Origin of the sequence: Pseudomonas sp. TH49, from assembly GCF_016650625.1 — a bacterium.
Taxonomy (GTDB): domain Bacteria; phylum Pseudomonadota; class Gammaproteobacteria; order Pseudomonadales; family Pseudomonadaceae; genus Aquipseudomonas; species Aquipseudomonas fluorescens_H.
In genome coordinates this window covers 581,525-599,852 of sequence record NZ_JAEKFL010000002.1, presented here as the reverse complement: position 1 = coordinate 599,852, position 18,328 = coordinate 581,525, and the positions used below count along the sequence as shown (strand labels likewise).

The 18,328-nt window shown below is 63.2% G+C and carries 6 protein-coding genes; 2 read left to right on the top strand and 4 right to left on the bottom strand.

Annotated features, from left to right (window positions below; translation table 11 throughout):
* The first annotated feature begins 149 nt into the window (after positions 1-149).
* Together relB and JFU48_RS20105 are read left to right on the top strand one after the other, a co-directional pair.
* Positions 150-344: a type II toxin-antitoxin system RelB family antitoxin gene (gene relB, locus JFU48_RS20110; RefSeq protein ID WP_095136765.1), complete on the top strand. Its 195-nt coding sequence runs from the start codon at positions 150-152 to the stop codon at positions 342-344.
* A complete protein-coding gene (locus JFU48_RS20105) occupies positions 250-618 on the top strand; it encodes a type II toxin-antitoxin system RelE/ParE family toxin (RefSeq protein ID WP_342216042.1) in 369 nt (122 codons plus the stop codon). Before relB ends, JFU48_RS20105 begins: the two co-directional genes overlap by 95 nt.
* A 48-nt stretch (positions 619-666) precedes the next feature.
* On the opposite strand, the gene JFU48_RS20100 is transcribed toward JFU48_RS20105, so the two are convergent.
* The 4 genes from JFU48_RS20100 to gspE form a co-directional block, all read right to left on the bottom strand.
* Entirely contained in the window at positions 667-13,173 is a 12,507-nt protein-coding gene (locus tag JFU48_RS20100; RefSeq protein ID WP_201137425.1) for a filamentous hemagglutinin family protein, read from the bottom strand.
* A 212-nt stretch (positions 13,174-13,385) separates the two neighbouring features.
* A complete protein-coding gene (locus JFU48_RS20095; RefSeq protein WP_201137424.1) occupies positions 13,386-14,495 on the bottom strand; it encodes a substrate-binding domain-containing protein in 1,110 nt (369 codons plus the stop codon).
* Between the two features lie 465 nt (positions 14,496-14,960).
* Positions 14,961-16,172: a type II secretion system inner membrane protein GspF gene (gene gspF, locus JFU48_RS20090; RefSeq protein WP_201137423.1), complete on the bottom strand. Its 1,212-nt coding sequence runs from the start codon at positions 16,170-16,172 to the stop codon at positions 14,961-14,963.
* Positions 16,172-17,578, bottom strand: coding sequence for a type II secretion system ATPase GspE (gspE, locus tag JFU48_RS20085; RefSeq protein WP_201137422.1), 1,407 nt, complete (start codon positions 17,576-17,578; stop codon positions 16,172-16,174). Before gspE ends, gspF begins: the two co-directional genes overlap by 1 nt.
* Positions 17,579-18,328: the final 750 nt, after the last annotated feature.

Here is an 18,328-nt window from a genome sequence, read left to right as displayed (position 1 = left end):
GAAACGTCCGGCAGATTCCAAAGGGGCGCTTGCAGATACTGGGCTTCGTTATCCCATGGTTCTTCGAGAGCTCATGGGGTACATCGTCTGCCAGTGACGACAATGGGCCATTCCCCCTTAAACTGCTGAGATTGATCACGGAGATCACTATGAGCTTATTACTTTCCCCGTTTTACTCTGACTTCGAATCCGAAGAAGAGGCAGAGAGCTACGATCGCTGGTTTCGTGCCAAGGTGCAGGAGGCACTCGATGACCCCAGCCCTGGCATTCCCCATGATGAAGCTATGGCAATGCTTGACCAGATGCTGGAAGAGATGCGCAGGAAGCGCCGCGCTGCTGCTTGAATGGAGCGATCAAGCTCTGAACGATCTGGCTGACATTATCGATTACGTTGAACAATACAACTCCAACGCTTCAGTGGCTCTACAGCACAAGGTTGGTGCAGCAACGCAAAGGCTTTCATCAATCCCCTATGGTTACCGGGCCGGTCGAGTGCCAGGCACTCGGGAAATGGTGGTCAATCCGAACTATCTGCTGGTCTATCGAGTGAACGGGCGCATCAAAATACTGACGTTAGTCCACACCCGACGACAATACCCACGATCCTCATCAACATAAAAAAAGGGCGGCCAAAAGGCCGCCCGAAGCGTACTACACGAGAGTCTTTTACAACGTCAGTTGCCCCCGCTCCTCCTCGGTCAACTGCTGTTTCGCCTGTTCATCCAGCGCCCCTGCCCCTAGCACCTGCACCGGGCTGTTCGGGTTGTATCCGGTCGCCGGCGCACGGCTTGCTCCATCGCGGTTCGGCGCCAGTTGCTCGTTGCCGAAACTCAGCACCTGCACCGTGAACACCGACGCCTGATTCTGCCGCGCGGCTGCCTGCTGCTGACGCGCCACATCTTCCGCCGCTTGCGTGGCCGAAGAGGCGGCGGAGCTGGCCGAGGTAATCGCTCCGGTGTTCACCGCGGCCACCACCGGTACGCCGCTGGTCTTGCCCTGCACCGCGATGTTGGCGGCGTTGACCACGGTCAGCGCGGCGATGTTGACGTTGCCCGAAACACGAATCCCCGCCTCCCCCGCATCGATGGTGCCCAGCGGTGCGATCAGGTCGATGTCGCCGGGTGCCACTTCGGCGATCGGGTTGAGTGTGGCGATACCCGCGCCGGTGCTCGGCACCGATGGCGACAGGGTCACGTTGCCCCAGGTGTCGTACACGCGTTTCGGTGGGGTGTAGACCACCGTGGTTTTCGAGCCGCGACCGGCGTTGATGTCGCCCTCGGCCGACCAGCCCAGGATCGAGCCGCCGAAGGTGGTCATGATCCGGCTTTGCCCCAGCAGAATGCTGCCCTGCGAGTAGAGCTGAATGTTGCCCGAACCCTGGGTGATGATCCCGGCGGTGGACGGTGGCGCCGCGCCTTCGATGCCGAACACCTGACCGCCGCCCGGCGTGAGCATCTGAATGTCGCCGCCGAACAGGGTCTTGACCCCGGCACCACCGTACAGCGTGATGTCGCCGTCGTAGCGGAGCGGATTGCCCGCCACGTCGGTGGTCGGGAACAGCGCGGCGATGGCGTTGCGACCGCGCAGGTAACTGCCTTTGCGCGGGCCGTCGACGTCGTTGTATTCCAGGCCACCGGCGCGCAATTCGGCGAAGTACACCTGCCGCGCGAAGATCGTCTGCGCGGAACTCGGCAGCGCGGCAAAGAACGCTTGCGCCTGCTCTTGATTGCCGCTGAAGCCGTAGCCGAGGCTCAGCCAGCTCTGCAACTCGTCGAGGTAAGTCTTGACCACTTTGCCCGGTTGCGCACTGAGCGCCACGTCCTTATTGGCAACGTTCTGCGGATTCAGATAACGGGCAATGAACCGCGAATAATCCGGCCCCTGCACACCAACCCCGGCCTGCAACACCACATTGGCCCCCGCACGCTTGTCACCTGGCGCCAGCGGCCCGGTGCTGGTGATACTGGCGCGATCCTCCATGAGGATATTGCGCCCGGCATTGACTTCCAGCGTGCCGGGGCCGGCGATGTCGAAGCTGCTGTACAGAATGTCGCGCCCGGCTGAAACCTTCGAAACATCCCGTGGATCGTTATGCACGAACAGGTTGCCGGTGGAGTAGATCGTGTCCTTGGTGGTGCCGACCCCGTCCTTGGCAGACGTCGTCGGACTGCCGAGGTTGGTGCCGGACGCCACGATATCGCGACCGGCCAGCATCCACACCGGGCCGGCAGCTTCGTACCAGGTACGCAGCGAATCACTCGCCCGCAGGGTCTCGCCGCTGCGCACGCCGACCAGATCGCCGGTCAACGCATAGAAGCGCGCAGGCCCCTGCACGTCATTCAGACCGGAATAGGTGTTACTGCCGAACGCGAACAGCGGGTAACGCCTGTTGGCATCGGCCGCGACGCCATCGCTGCCGCTGTTGCTGATGAACGGAGTTTGCGACTTGTTGTTGGCAAATCCGTTGAACGCCGGGGCGAACGGTGTGGCAATCGCCAACGGGCTGGCACCAGACTGGTTGATCGCATAACCGCCGGCATAAATCGAATCACCGGCCAGCAACTCGAGCTGACCGGCAGTCGAAGGTGCCAACAGCAGCGAATAACCCATCGCTGGCGCTTCATTACCCACCCCGTAGGTGGCCGACGAGCCGGCATAGATCGAACCTTGTGCGGCCACCGCACGCAGTATCGACGGGTAGACGAAACGGCTGTCGGTGGGCGAGGTGTTGTGACCGGTGAGTGGCCCGTTGGTATCGGTTTCGGCCAATTGCGTGCTCGGCGTGAGGTTGCCCCCGGCCGAGAACAGATCAATGGCCGTGTGCGCAGTCCACAGCGAGAAACCGCTGAGGATCCCGCCCTTGCTGACCGTGCCGTCGCTGTCGAACAGCGGCGTGGCGTTCTGCAACTGCACCCGGCCCGGGTCCACCGCGCCCCCCAGCACCAGGTCACCCCGGGTGTTGATGCGCATGCCCGAGTCACCGGGTATCAGCACCAGGCCACCGGAAGCATTGCTGCTGGTCGAGGTAAATGGATCGGCCGCGCGGGTTTCACGGGCATCGTGAACTGACTTGTTCGCGCCGTATTGCAGGTTGATCCCGCCCACCGCGCTACCGGTCAATTGCGCAGCGCCGCGCAGATTGATCAGGGCGCCTTGCAGGTCGTGCTTCGGCTGACTGGTACCCAGCGCACCCGCCCGGGCCTGCAGTGACGGATTGAGCGTGCCGCCGATGCGAATATCCATGTCGCCGCCACCGGTCAACTCCAGACGGCCATCGCTGCCGACCCGCCCGGTGCTGCCCACGGCGACGATCAGCCCCTGACTGCGCAGATTGACCCGGGAATCGCCCAGCGGTCTGAGCATGCCGCCATCGTCACCGACACGCAGGCTGATGTTACCGCCACCCAGCGTGCCGAAACCGGTAAATCCCACCAGGTATGGCGCGGCGTCGGCGCCTTCATCCGGCAGCGGTTGACTGGCGTAGCTGCCGAAGTTGATCCACCACGCGGTCGGCACATCACTGCTGCCGGTGCCCTGACGCCACAGCCAGTTACCCACGGCCACGCTCGACTGCTGCTCCCGGTAAGTGCCACCGGTAGCGGTCTCCCGACGCCCCAGGCTGTCACCGGAAACAGAACCGCTAGCGCTGACCGTCAGGTTGCCGCCCATCTGCGGGTACCAGGCCTGATAAAGGCTTTCGGTGCCGCCGTTGACCCACTTCTCGGAGTCAGCACCAGCGCTGCCCAGCACTGATCCGTCGTCCGACAGGCGTCCGCGCACTTGATTGAAACGTGGATCGACATCGCTCGACTGCGTACCGGCGGTGTACACGCCAAACGGCGAATTCATGCTCAGGTTACCCGCCGCCAACAGGTCCAGATCCCCGGTGCCGGTGCGCAGCACACTGAACATCTGGCTGTGGATCCGCGCACTGGTCGCCGGATTGCTCTCGACACAGACTTCCGGATAACTGTCGCACAGGGCCAAATACTCTTCGGGAATCGGCGCGTAATCCTGGAACCCGAACATATTGCCCGGCGCCCAGGTCCAGCGCGCCATCGGTGCACAGGCTCCCGGGTCGATGTCGCACAGCACCAGATACTCTTCAGGCACCGGTTCAAAGGCCGGAAAGCCGTACTGATTGGTCTCGGACCACACCGGTTTCGGATTGCCCTGCGTCACCTTGGCGCCGTAATGAGTGTCCGCCAGACGCAGGTTGCCTTCGCGGGTCAGCGGCTGCACCGCGCGGTTATCCGCCGCCCCCAGGTCCGCGCCCGCCACCACGCGCATCGACCACGACGAGCTGCCCGCCGGCAACATGCTTGCCAGCGCCCAGTTCGCGCCCTGGCGTGTCCCGGCCAACGGACGCAGTTCGACAAAGGCAGCGCCGTCAGCCAGAACCACGTTGGTCATGGACGGAATCAACGAGCCGCGCAACAGCGCCAGTGAACCGCGCAACAGCAGGTTTTTGCTGCTGCCGGTATCGGCGTCGAACGCCCCCGGCAGCGGTACACCTTTTGGCCAGTCGATTGCCTGCAAAGCGGTATTGCGGTTCAAGCGAATGCCGGCGCCCAGACGGCTGTTGGCGGGCAAGGTCAGGTTTTCGCTGAGCAGCGTTCCGGCGGCGTACAGCAGATTGCCCGATGCGTCGTGCACGGCGCCCGCCAACACGGTGCCGGCATTGAAGGTATAAGGCGCGGCCAGTTGCACCTCAACCGGCAACAGCGTGCCGCTGACCAGCGTGGTGGCCTGGATCGGCAAGTCGTAGTTCAGCGTGGTACCCGACGGGAACTGCGTACCCTCAGCCAGCGTTACGCCGGTGCCCGGCACAATCAGGTCGCCACCGAACGGTTGCACGCCCGGCAACAGTTTCCAGCCGGCATCGTCAGCGGTTTCCGGTGGCGGCGCGAAGCCGTCGTTGAGACTGCCGTAGATATCCAGGTTACCGCCGGCGCGAATCACCAGACTGCCGGACTCGCCCGAGCCGTAGACGCCGGCGACTTTCTGTGTGTGCGGGTTGAGGCTGGCATAGCGGTAACGGGACAGATCGATGTCGCCCTCCACCACCAGATCGCCATCGGCGGTTTTACTGGCGATCTCGACCCCGGGACGCAGATGGAACGCATCGGCGTAAGTGGCATTGTTCAGCCCCGCCAGTTTGCGTTGCAGCAGATCGGTGTTGCCCAGCGCGGCATTGATGAACGTAGTGCTGTCGCCATCGATACGCTCGAACAGGGCCTGATCGATCACTTGATAAGGCCGACCGCTGACCGCCGGATCGAGCCCATCGCGAGCATCGGTGTAACGTCGCATGCCATTGAGGCCGATCGAACGCGCGCCCTGAATAGTCAGTGTGCCGCTGGCATCGATGGCAATGTCGCCGACACCCAGGCGCGGCGCGTTCAGTTCCAGCGTGCCACGCAGCATCTGGTCATGCTGCCCCGCCAGATACCCCGGTACCGCATCGGTACCATGACGCAAGTCGATGCGTGCGCCGGAAGCCAGGGTCAACACGTCGTCACCGGAGTTGAGTTCGACCATCGCGCGGTTCGGCGCATCAATGATCTTGCCGTAACTGTCGACGCGCAACACGCGGCCATGGGCATCGAGCACACTGTTGCCGGTCAGCGTCAGACCGTCCCTGGCCGACAGCCGAATGCTGCCGACACGCTCGCCACTGGCATCGATCAGACCACCGACCGTCAGCTTGCCGGCGTCCACCGACACATTGATCTCGCTCGCCTTCATGCCGTCGCCAATAAACAGATCACCTTGCTTGAGCTGCAAGCTGCGACTGCCGAAAACCTGACCGGCATTCAGACGCTGATTGAGGGCGGCGAACTGTTCACTCGCGTCTGCGCCCAGACGCTGGGCGCGAATCTCCACGCCACCGGACTTGTACGGCACCAGCGTGCCGCCAGCGTCGTAATAGCCGCTGCTGCCACCGCGAATTTCACCCTGCAAGTCGACGATGCCCGCCGCGCTCGCCAACGCGACCGCACTGAGGTTGCCGGCCTGATTGTTTTTCGCCGACAGGTCGATGCGCGAACCGGGCGCCTGGCGGATATTGCCACTTTGGCTCAACAGCGACACGTCGCCGCCCCAGCTGTACTTGCTGACATCGTTGAACGGCAAGGTGCGCCCGGCAAGGTCCAGCTGCGCACCATTGGCGAGGGTCAGATCGTGCTCGGCCGTGACCGCCAGTTTGCCGCTGGCCAACGCGATACGACTGTCGAGCACAATGCGCTCGGCTTGCAGATTCAACTCGGCGCCCAGGGCATCCGCCGCGGCAGAATTACCGGCGCCAGTGCCGCTGAGCGTCAGGTTGTTGCCAGCCTTGAGCAGGTTGACCGACGCCGCTTCGCCGGTAAGCAACGGCGTACGCAGATTGAGGTTGCCGCCGCTGTAGAGGTAGCCCTTGAGCGGATCGTAAGCGCCCTGTTCCTGATACACCGCCAGACTGCCCTTGTGGTTGGCGGTAATGCGTTCGCTCGCCGTCAGGTTGACGTTGGCAAAACCCAGCGCCAGACGGCTGTTGTGATCCAGCCCGTTCGGTTGCGGCATCGGGCCGTAACCCAGTTCGATACGTTGAGCCTGAATCTCCAGCGTGCCGCTGCCGGTGCCGGCACCACCGGCGATCACACTGCCCGGATCCTGAGTCGCGCCGTTCCAGATCAGGTTGGCGGTGCGGATGGCCGCCACATCATTGGCATTGCCCGCCCCGTAAATCGCCGGGGTGGCGAGCACCAGATTCTGCAATTTGCTCTGTCCGGTCTGCGGATCCAGGGTGTCGAGGGTCACGCTGCCGTACAGATTGAAGGCATCGCGGGTGGTCAGGCTCAGGGTTTCCAGAGCGGGCGCACCGAATTGGCTATCACCGCGCATCAGGCGATCCAGCACATTCTGGTTCAAGGTCAGCCCGGCCGGCACCCGGTTACCCGCAGCGGCCAGCGCTTCGGCACTGCCGGCGTTCACCGCACCGACGGCCAGCGCCAGGTGACGCGTGCCGAAGCGCACCGCTTCGCCGAGTTCGAACTGTCGGTCGGTGGCGGCGGTAATGCTGCCGTTGGAATAGAGCTGGGTCGGGCTGCTGCACAGCCCCGTCGAGCAGACGCCGATGCGGATGTCGCCAGCGCCGAAAGCATTGCTGCCGGCCTCGGGAGCGAGCACGTTGGTCCAGCCGTTGGACATCACCAACAGGCTCGCGGCACCGGGCTGATAGATGTAGCCGGCCGTGGAGTCGTAAGCGACATTGCCGCGCCCCAGCGTGTTGATGCCGGCACCGGCTTCGATGGTGATCGCGCCCTGCGCGGAGTTGGTGCGCAACAAGACTTCCGGTGCCGAAAGAACGGCCCCCTGACGCAACACGATGTCGCTGGTGTCGCCAGTGAAGTTGATGATGTTGCCGGCGGTGTTGTAGTTCACCGTCGGCAACGCACCGAGGGTCAAGCGTGCGGCGCCCAACTGGTTGAGGGTGTCGGCGTACAGCGAAATGCCGTCGAAATCCTGGGTCGGTGCCTGACCGGCACCGAGGATTTCGAAGCGGGTGCGGGCGTTACCACTGCGCACCGCCGCCGTGCCGACCAGCCCTCCCTCGGCAGCATTGAATTGCGCGCGCCCGTTGAACTGCAAGGCGATGTCCTGCTCGCCACCGGCCACCAGACGCAAGTCCAGAGTTTTGCCGTCCATGGGTGCCAGCGCGCGTGGTACGCCGCGGCGTGCCGCATCGCTCTGAATGAATTGGGTGAAACTGGTTTCGTTGTATTGCGAGTAACGACGCAACACGTCGGCGGAGGTCAGGATGACTTGACTGGCGAGGCTGTCGCGCAAACCGGTGTTGGCGATCGACAGCTGCCCGCTGCTGGTCCATGAACCATTGCGCAGCGCCAACGCCGCTCCTGGTGCTGCCGCCGTCGCCTGGCCATTGACCTCGACCCGGAACGCGCCGGGCAACAGGGCAAAGGTCGAAGGCAGCAGCGTATAGGTGCCAGCGGCCAACCCCGGGACACCGGCACCGAGAGTGATTTGCTGGCCGATACGCGGATCAACCGCGCCGCCTTCGGCGAGCATCGGTGCGTAGATGCTTTGATTGCCCGGCACGATGGCGTACACCGGATTGCTCGCCAGCCCCGGCAGGCTGAACGTGCCGTCGGTGGCATTGCGCACCAGCGGGTTGAACCGGGCATCGGTGGAACCGCCGCGTCCGGACACGAAACCGGCGCCACGCAGGTCACCGCCCCCCGACAGATCAAGCAACGCGCCAGGCTGCACATCGATCAATTGCGAGCGCATCGACACACCAGCGGTCTCGCCAGTGATTCCGTTCAATTCCACAGACTTGCCGTCATAGCGATAGTCGATGCCGTCGGTGGTACCGCCATAAGGCATGACCAGTCCGGCGCCACTGACCGAGGTCACACTGCCGGGTAACAAGCGAACTTCGCGGGTGGTCGTCAGCAAATCGTCGCCCAGGGTGATCATGCCGAGCGGCGCACGAAGCACGCCGCCCTGCTCGATGTAAGCGGCTGACAGTTCCAGTCTGCCAAACACCGAATACGGCATCGCTGCCGGTGCCGCGCCGTGGCCGCTGATGCGCAAGGTGTGCTGGGAAACCGGCACGGCGCCCTGATAACCGACGCGCACCTCGGCCTGAACACCACTGGCCGGATAGATCTGCGCGGCGCTCAGGTTCAAGTCGCCCGGGGTCCACAACCGCGACTTCTGCGCGCCATCGGTCGGTGCCAGGAAACGCAGATCGCCACGGCTGTCGAGACTCACCTGCCCGAACGCCCAACGGCTGTATTCAGCGGCCGGCGCCTTGAGTTGCAGAATCGAACCCTGAGTACCGAACGACAGGCCATTGCCCAGATCCAACAAGTCGGCCGAGGCGTTGAACTGCGCCTGCGACAACTGCGTGGTCGGGTTATTCGTCAGGCGTGGCCGGATCGCACCGACGATGCCGTAGTAGCTGCCAACACCGGACAAGCGCAGATACGGTGCGCTCACGTCAACACGCGCAGTGTCCTGCGCCGACTCAGCCAGCGACAGCGCGCCGGCGTACAGGCTCAGACTCTGATTCATGTGCAAGTTGACATCGCCATCGAATGACAGCAAACCGTTACTCAACAGGCTCAGATTATCGAAGCCGCCAGACATCAGGCCATCGGCGCTCAAGCGCGCCTGTCCATAGCGCAAGCCAGCGGCGCCCTGCCCCGGTCGCAGATCCGCCGCGAGCCGCTCTTCAGACATGCCTTGGCCGATGATCATCTCCCTCGGCGCTCGTACGCTGTTATCCGCCGAGTCGGCGTACAGCGGCGTTTCCAGAGCGATCTCCAGACGCCCGCCCGCCGCCCCGACGCCACCGGCCGTTGCCCGCAGATCACCGTCGATGAACAGGCCGTTGTAGGAACTCAGGCTGATGCGCCCGCCGTCCGTGGCGACGCGGGTCGGGCCTTGACCGGCGATGTCGAGCAGCGCTTCGCTGCCGGAAGCGTCCAGACGTGCGCCTTGGCGCACGATCACGTAGGCATCGGCCGCCGTGGCCGTGGCGAGTTTCGCGTCGATCTCGCCGCCAAGGATGATACTGCCGCCCTTGCCGACCTGACCGTAACGGCGCCCCAACGCATCGACGGCGGTGCTGGCCCGCCCGGCCACGTCGAGCACCGCGTATTCACCGATCCAGATCGAACGGTTGTGTGCGTTCGGGTCAGCCTTTTGATCGGAGGTGGCCGGTTTGATCGAGCCCAATTGCTGCTGGCGAATGTCGATCGTGCCGCCCCAGGCATTGAGTTCGCCGTCCACGGTGATCTGCCCGGCCCCGCGCAGTTTGATGCTCTGGCCAGGATCGACACTGATGCGCGCGCCGCGGCCAATGGTCAGCGGGCTGTTGGCCGCATCGATCAGGTTGATCAGACTGGCCCCGCCTTGCAGCGTCAGGCTGGCACCGCCGCGCTGCGTCAGGACGCCCTTGGTCGGATTCTCCTGGTACCGCGCCGGCGTCCACAGCTCCAGCGCCGATTGCGGATCGACGCCGCTGGCCTGATTGGGTGCCGAATCCGCATAGCGATAGACCGGCATCGTCACATCAATCGCAGTACCTTCGGCGACGCCCAGCCCGTTCAAGCCAATGAGGTTGTAAGCCGAGAAACCCTTGCCGAACAGGTCCGCAGACAGTTGCAGCGTGTTGGTCGCGGGCAACGTATCGGCCTGGCCGATCTGAATCCTGTTGGCCTGCACGGTCAGCGTGCCGCCGCCCTTGACGCCATAGCCACGCAGTTCACCCTCCAGGCGCAAATGCGATTGGCCCGGTGCGGAAATCGCACTGGACTCCAGCGTCAGATCGCCACCCTTGCCGCCCTGGGTCTTGCCGTTGGCGAGCAGCGCGCCGCCCGAAGAAACGTCGAGCAGGCTGTCAGAGGCAATGTCGATATCACCACTGCTGCGGATCGACAGCAGACCACCGTTGAGAGCCCCGAGGCCGGCGTTGTCGTCGGGATTAGTGCGCAGATTGCTCCACACCCCACGGGTATCGAGGTGTACGCCTGCAGCCACCGCCACTTGCGTGACCTTGTCGGTTTTCGCCGTGAGCCGGGTATCGGTACGCTCGGTGCCGTTGAACTGATTGAGCACGTTGCCCAGATGCAAACTGCCGCTGCGCGCACTCAGGTTGGCGTCAATCTGCACATCCGGCGCATACAGGGTGATGTCGCCACCGTTGTCGACACCCAGCGCGCCAGCGACAGCGATCTGGTCCCGAGCCGCGACCTTGAGCGCGCCGAGACGGAAACCGTTGAGCTGATCGTTATCAAGAAACAGCTTGCCCTTACGCGAGTCCGCCACGGCTCCGGTCAGATCCGGGTCAGTGCCGGTGACTGGACGCTGGCCGCCAATCTGCACTTGATCAAGCAGGGGATTGAGCGAGTACAACAGGCCACTGGCCGCTGCCACATAGGCCGGGTCATAGCTGCCGACAATCAGTTGCGCACGACGCGCCAGTGCGTTCTGGCTCTGGTCATAACCATCGAGTACCGCTTGTGGCGCCTGGTTCTGCCGCTCGCCCTGATACACCTCGCCGAGCATCTGCCCATCGAGCACGGCGTTGGCGGTGGAGATCACCAGTTGCCCGGCGTCGCGTCCCACGGTGTAACCCGATTCGAAACGCGAGCGCGGCGCGATCAGCGGACTGTAGTAATAACGGGTCTGGCCCCAGCGTTCGCTGCTGTCTTCATAACCTTTGTACAGTCCGGTGTAGAGCAGATCCCCCGGGGCACGGGAGACTTCATACAGTTTGCCGTCGGCGCCGCGCAGCCAGCTCTGGCGAATCTCGCCGCCCTGCACGTCCAGGGTGCCACCCGACAGATTGATCAACGAGCCCTTCTCGGTGACCACGTCATTGCCGGCAAAACTCACCGTACCGCCCTGGGCCATCCACTCGCCGATGCTGTGACCCTGGGTGCCGAGATAGCCACCGACTTCAAGCAAGCCACCGGCCGTGTACCAGCGATCCGTGGCATAGCCGTTGGTGCCGGCCGGGACGTACACCAGCTCACGCACATCGACCCAGATGTCGTTGCTGTTGAGCGCGCCCTTCTCGCGGTTGACCGACGCATCGCGCTGCTCGTTGCCCTGCACGTTGATCTTGATGCTGTTGTTTTCCATCGCCACGTTGACGCCAACCGCACCTGACACATCAATCAACGCGCCATCACGCACCAGGCTGCGGCGCTGTGCACTGACAGCGACCTGGCCGCCGGTGGCCAGAGTGATCGAGCCGTTCTGGAACTCGACGCTGCCGCCGCTCTGGATCTCGATGCGCGACTGATCGCCACGAATCCGGTTGTTCGCGCTGACGCTGGTCAGGGCAGCGTCATGCTGGCTGTCGAGCGCCGTCAGGTCGCTGCTGTCGAGCATGATCGCCGTCGCGCTGCCCTGCCCCAGCGTGACGCTGCCGCTGCTGTCGGTGCTCGGGTTGCTCAGATGAATCGTGCCGCGTGTCGCCACCGAGGTGCTGGCGAGCAATACGCCGTTCTGCACCACCTCGTGGCCGGTCAGGGTGATGTCGCCGGTCGCGGACTGGATCAGGCCGTTGTTGCTGACCTTGCCCGCAGCAACGCTGGCCTTGAAGCCCGGAATGACTTCGCTGCCGAAGGTCGTGGACAGCGCATTGCCTTCGGTGCCCGAACCCTTGCGAATGTAGAAGCGATCACCGGCGGCCAGCACGGTCTGGCCCTTGGCGGTGCTGATGCTGCCGTCGTTCTGCACTTCGCTGCCGAGCAGCAAGGCATAACCGCCAGCATCGGTGGACGCCGCCGGTTTGTGCGTGGCGATGCTCGCACCGCGTTCCACCAGCACCTTGCCAGCGGCCTCGGTGAACGTCGGCTGCGTGCCGTTGCTGTCGAAATACAGGCCACGTTCACGGAACTGGATGTCGGTGATATTCGCGGCGGCCGCCACCAGATTGCGCACGTCGACCTGACTGCTGCCGCTGAACACGATGCCGTTCCGGTTGATCAGCATCACCGTGCCGTCACCCTTGATCTGACCTTGAATCTGACTGGCGCGTGCATTCGGATCGTTGACCCGGTTGAGCACGGCCCAGTCCGACTGTTGGGCGAATTCGACGCTGGTGTTACGCCCGACGTTGAAGGTCTCCCAGTTGAGGATGGCCTTGTCGGCAGTCTGCTCGATCTTCACCGTGGTCTTGCCGTCGGCCTGAGTCTGTTGCGGGCCTTTGGCGTTCTGCCAACCTTGCGTAAGGCTGTTATCGACCTTCAGGCCACCCTCACCCAAGCCATCCGGCACCGCTTGCACAGTGCCAAGCGCCGTGGCACGTCCGGCGGCCTGGGCCGCCTGTTGTGCGGCAATCGCAGCCACGGTGTTGTTCAGGGTCTGGATCGAACGCTGCAACTGCTGACTGGCTTTCTGCTGCTGCGCCAATGGCGGGGTCATTCCCGGCAAACCACCGACGCTCGGACGCGCAGCGGCTGCTTGCTGTGCCGCGCCCTTGGCGGCAAACCAGCCCGAGCTGAACGCCGTCTGCGCCTGCGCACTGCCCGCCACCAGACACAACGCCACGGCGTGTGCCAACGGCTTGAGCAACCACAGCGCCGGCTCCGCGAGTTCACGCTTGAATGACTGGGCGTTGCTACGACGACGGGATGGGCGAGCGAGCATCACTACGAGATCCTTTTGAGTTGCCACACGAGGCCGCAGGCCTGCAAAAACCTGCTGTTACGACATAGGCAGTTGGCGCGGCCCACGACCGAACGGATGTCACACAAACTTCATGTTGGCGGAGTATTCGCGGGGCGCAGGCGATTTGGACGGGCAAAAAAAATGGCAGCCCCGAGGGGCCGCCATTCGTGTTGCGGGTTGAATCGAACGTCTTACAAAGGACGACCGATGGTGTTGCAGACGCTGGTGTTGTTGATGTTCAGGTTGTAGCCGGCAGCGTTGCTGACGAATGTTTCGTACACCTTGGTTTTCCAGGCGGCAGGCACGGTCACGAAACCGTGGTTCTTGACCGCCAGGTCGTTGGTGGTGGTGTTGTAGTGCGTGGTCAGGAAAGCCTTCACGTCGTTGGCCACGGCTGCATCCTTGTAGCACTGACCGACGATGAAGTTGGTGTAGGCCGCCAGTTTGTAACCGATGGCCGGGTTAGCCACCACTGGCGACCAGCGAGTCGGATCGGCAGCCAGGGCAGCAGTCGAAGGTGGGGTCACCGAGGACAGTGCCAGCGCAACGTTGGCGGAAGTTGGCTGAACGTTGTTGACGCGGGCAACCAGCGCGTTGCTGGTGGCATCTACACCGTCCGGACCGACATAGCCGAGCGAGCCGTCAACCGCGGCCACAGCAGGTGCCACGTCAGCAGTGTTGGCGACGCCAACCCAGTTCGATGGCAGGGTGGAACCGGCTGGACGGGCGTTGACGAACGTCGAGTTGGTGGTGAACTTGGTTGGGCAGACAGCGTTCAGGTGACGGGTGAGGATTTCCGAAGTACCGCTGGACACGTTGCGATAAACGATGCGGATCGGGGTGGTGTCAGCAGTGCCCAGCAGGCCGCCCCAAGTGGTGACGGTGCCCGAGAAAGCGTCGCACAGTTGAGCGCTGGTCAGGTTCAGCGCGGTCTGACCGGATTTTTTGTACGGGATGGCAACCGAAGTGGCAACCGATGGCAGCTGGATCAGCGGGCCGTAGGCAGCGCCGAAGTTGGTGTTGTAGGTGCTGATTTCCGAAGCGCTGAGTACCGAGTCGCTACCGGCGAAGTGCACAGTACCGGTGGTGCCGAAGCCAGTGGCAACGTTGGTCAGGAAGGCAGTCTTGCCGGCACCGCTACCCACGGCGGCGTAGCTGAAGTTGGCAGGCAGGATGCTGTCGGCCGAACCTTTGTACAGAGCGGCTGGCAGAGTAGCGCCACCACCGGTAACGGCCATGGCTTGAGCGGAAGCCAGCGCGGCGACGGTCAGGGAAGCTGCGATCAGAGTGCGCTTGAACATGAAGAATCTCCTTTTCAACGATGGTTGTGAACACAGGTTTTCAGGGGTCTTGCATGACACTGGGAGGACTCACCGCCGACCTTCGCAAGCGGGGTCCGTGGTTAAGTCGCACTGAGAAATTCGCAGTTTCCGGTGACAGATAAAGGAAAAAACCTCGGGAGCTGCGCGCTGATTTTCCGGTGGTTTTCTCGGGTGTTTGTGGGGGATTGCGAGGGGTCTGGATCGGGGGTTTTGCTGAAATTGGCTGCAGCCATTGCGGGGTGGTTGCAGATGACAGAAAGGAGAACCCGAGGATGGGGGGAATGAGGGTCGGGTGAGCATCAGGCTGAAGGGAAAATATCTGAAGTTTTTGCTGTTTCGGCCGGCGTCATCGCGAGCAGGCTCACTCCTACAAATTGAAATGCATTACACGTGTAGGAGTGAGCCTGCTCGCGATGACGCCAGACCAGACACCCAAAAAATCACCTACTGCACCAACTGGTTGATCTCAATGATCGGCAACAACACCGCCATCACAATCACCAGCACCACCCCGCCCATCACCACGATCATCAGCGGCTCGAGCAACGCGGTCATGCCCATTGCCCGCCGTTCGATATCGCGGGACAGAGTCTGCGCCGCCCGTTCGAGCATCGGCGGCAGTGCGCCGGTTTTCTCGCCGCTGGCGATCAGGTGAATCAATACCGGCGGAAATACGTTCTCCACTCGCAGAGCCGCCGCAAGATTCACCCCTTCGCGAACCTTGGCTGTCGCATCGCTGACACTCAGACTCAGGCGATCATTCGATAGCGTCTGCCGCGCCGCCTCCAGCGCCCGCAACAACGGCACACCGGCACCGCCGAGAATCGCCAGGGTCGAGGCAAAGCGTGCGGTGTTCAGGCCCAGGACGAAACGTCCGATCAGCGGCAATTTCAGCACCCGATGATGCCAACTCAAACGTGCCGCCGGATTACGCAGGTACAGACGCCAGCTCCAGAAAGCACCCGCGATCAGCGCCGCACATAGCCAGCCCCACGCCCGAATGAAATCACTGGCGGTGAGCATCGCCAACGTCAGCCCCGGCAAGTCCTGCCGCGCCTGGGAAAACGCACTGACCACCTGCGGCACCACGTAACTGAGCAAGAAAATCACGATGCCGATCGACACCAGCCCGACCACACCGGGATAGATAAACGCGGTGAGAATCTTGCCGCGCAGGTTGTTGCGCTCCTCGATGTAGTCGGCCAAGCGCTCCATCACCTGCGCCAGATCACCGGACTCCTCCCCGGCGGCGATCAGCGCGCGGTAGATCTCCGGAAAATCCCGTGGCCGTGCGGCCAGAGACTCGGCCAGACGCATGCCGCTGCGCACGTCGGCACGCACCGCGCTGAGGGTATGGGCGATATGTTTTTTCTCGGCCTGCTCCACCGTTGCGCTGAGTGCCGCTTCGAGCGGCAGGCTGGCCCCGAGCAGACTCGCCAATTGCCGGGTGGCCCAGGCCAGATCGTTATCCGACATCCGCGCACTGAACAGGCCACCGCCGCCATGCTGGGCGACGTTGCTCTCCTTGTGCACCGATAACGCAGTCAACCCACGGCTGCGCAACACGCCAAACGCGGCGCCCTGACTGTCGGCTTCCAGATGCCCGGAATCAATCTTGCCAGTGGCGTCGGCGGCTTCAAAACGATAGCGATTCATCAGGCGTCCCGGGTCACACGGAGAATTTCTTCAGGCGCGGTGGCACCGCTGCGAATCCAGCGCTCGCCGTCCTCGCGCAGGCTGAACATCCCGGCCTTGGCCGCTGCCGCACGCAGGGCCTGCTCCCCTGCGCCTTGGTGAATCAGGGTGCGGATGTCGTCGTCGATGCAGAACAATTCGTGGATGCCGGTACGGCCGCTGTAGCCGGTGTGATTGCAGGCGGCGCAGCCGACCGGGCGCCACGTCCCCGGCGCTGCTGGATCCTCCTGTTTGCACGCTTTGCAAAGGCGTCGCACCAGCCGCTGTGCCAATACCCCAAGCATCGACGAGGCCAGCAGAAACGGCTCGACACCCATGTCGATCAAGCGATTGACCGCCGACACCGCGTCGTTGGTGTGCAGCGTCGCCAACACCAGGTGACCGGTGAGCGACGCCTGCACGGCGATTTGTGCAGTTTCCAGATCGCGGATCTCGCCGATCATGATGATGTCCGGGTCCTGGCGCAGAATCGCCCGCAAGGCCAGGGCGAAGGTCATGTCGATCTTGGCGTTGACCTGAATCTGGCTGATCCCCGGCAGGTCGTATTCCACCGGGTCTTCGACGGTGAGGATGTTGCTGGTGCTGGCATCCAGGCGCGCCAGCGCAGCGTACAGGCTGGTGGTCTTGCCGCTGCCGGTGGGGCCGGTGACCAGCACGATGCCGTGGGGCTGGCGGATCAAATGATCGAGTTTGGCCAGCACCTGCGCATCCATGCCCAAGGTTTCCAGATGCAGGCGCCCGGCCTGCTTGTCGAGCAAGCGCATCACTACCCGCTCGCCATGCCCGGTGGGCACGGTCGACACGCGAATATCGATCGGCCGCCCAGCCACACGCAGCGCGATACGACCGTCCTGCGGCAAGCGTTTTTCGGCGATGTCGAGTTGCGCCATGATCTTGATCCGCGACACCAGCGCGCCGTGCAGCGCCTTGCGCGGCGAGACCACATCACGCAGGGTGCCGTCAACCCGGTAGCGCACCACCGAATGGGTTTCGAACGGTTCGATGTGAATGTCGCTGGCCTCGTCCCGCGCAGCCTGTGTGAGCAAGGCGTTGATCATGCGGATCACCGGCGCGCCGTCCTGAGTGTCGAGCAGATCGGTGATTTCCGGCATGTCCTGCATCAGCCGGTCGAGATCCACTTCGTTCTCTGCCGCACCGACCACAGCGGCGGCGCTGCCGGTGTCGGCATAGGCGGTGGCGAGCAGGCCGTCGAGCTCGTCGTCGCGCACGCGCTTGAGCGAGGTTTCACCGAACTGGCGCCGCACCTCACTGATCGACCAGCCCGGCGTCGATGGGCAAACGGTCAGCACGCCGTCGCACAACAGAATGCGCTGGGCCTTGGCCCAGGCGTAGGGAAGCGCACTCATCTAAAGCCCTCCCCAACCCCAGGGTCTGGACATGTTTTTGTGGTGAGGGGATTTATCCCCGATGGGCTGCGCAGCAGCCCCGAAACCTGACATCCGAATACATCTGACTCACCGCGTGCATAGGCTTTAGGTCTGCTGCGCAGCCCAGCGGGAGCAAGCTCCCTCGCCACAGGAATGTTTTTCAGCTTGCGGACCGAGTTCATGGCCTTGGACCAAGCGCAGCGAAGCGAACTCATCTCAAAACCTCCCCAACTCGAGGGTCTGGACATGTTTTTGTGGCGAGGGAGCTTGCTCCCGCTTGGGGGCGAAGCCCCCGTAAATCCGGCACGCAGGGTGTATCTGGAAGAATGGGGTAGCAGGCTTTAGGGCTGCTGCGCAGCCCAGCGGGAGCAAGCTCCCTCGCCACAGGAATGTTTTTCAGCTTGCGGACCGAGTTCATGGCCTTGGACCAAGCGTAGGGAAGCGCACTCATCTCATGCCCTCCCCAACTCGAGGGTCTGTACATGTTTGTGTGGCGAGGGAGCTTGCTCCCGCTCGGGGGCGAAGCCCCCGTAAATCCGGCATGCAGGGTGTATCTGGAAGAATGGAGTAGCAGGCTTTAGGGCTGCTGCGCAGCCCAGCGGGAGCAAGCTCCCTCGCCACAGGAATGTTTTTCAGCTTGCGCGCCGAGTTCATGGCCTTGGACCAAGCGCAGGGAAGCGCACTCATCTCAAAACCTCCCCACTCTCTCTGCCTGGAGGTGTTCCTGTG